The sequence below is a fragment of the Flavobacterium rhizophilum genome, from assembly GCF_046000485.1.
In the GTDB taxonomy this organism is placed as follows: Bacteria; Bacteroidota; Bacteroidia; order Flavobacteriales; family Flavobacteriaceae; genus Flavobacterium; species Flavobacterium rhizophilum.
In genome coordinates, this window is record NZ_JBELQB010000041.1 from 1 (window position 1) to 632 (window position 632).

General features: G+C 43.4%; 1 protein-coding gene and 1 pseudogene. Both read left to right on the top strand.

Annotated elements, in window-relative coordinates; all coding sequences use genetic code 11:
• Positions 1 to 120, top strand: a pseudogene (locus ABS768_RS17615) (bifunctional 5,10-methylene-tetrahydrofolate dehydrogenase/5,10-methylene-tetrahydrofolate cyclohydrolase); the annotation flags it as partial.
• Positions 121 to 219: 99 nt separating this feature from the next.
• Positions 220 to 632, top strand: a 413-nt coding sequence (locus ABS768_RS17620) for a transposase (RefSeq protein WP_408076254.1), incomplete at its 3' end; no start/stop codon positions are given.

A 632-nucleotide genomic window follows, 5' to 3' on the forward strand; every position in this document is an offset into this window, starting at 1 on the left:
AGCAAAAAAGCCAGTTACATTACCCCGGTACCGGGCGGTGTTGGCCCTATGACTATTGCCATGCTGCTTAAAAATACCCTGTTGGCAAGGGAAATGAGAAGAGCAAAAGAACAAGCATAATTAAAGGGGCTGTCTCAAAAGTGAGTCAGCCCTATTTTTTTTAAACAAATAAGGGAGCCCGCGGGTTCCCTTTATTCTGCAAGTTTGTTAACTTGCGGTGTGTATAATAAATCAAAAGTAGTCTTTAAAGATTACAATCCCAAGCAAAATTTTCTACTCCCTCCAAGTTTGGAGGAGCTGATAGAAGAGAATCATCCTGTAAGGACCGTTTCCGATGTGATTGACGGTCTTGACCTGCAATGTCTCATCAAAAACTACAAGCCAGGAGGCACTTCCAGCTACCATCCCCGTATGCTTCTTAAAGTGTTGGTTTATGGTTATTTGTGCAATATTTTTTCAAGCCGTAGGCTTGAAGAAGCCTTGAAGCAGAATATCCATTTTATGTGGTTAAGCGGGATGAGCCGCCCCGACCACAACACGATAAACCGCTTTAGGAGCGAGCGACTTAAAGATGAGATACAAAGCATTTTTACCCAGGTTGTCCTGCTTTTAGAATCCCAGGGGCATGTGAG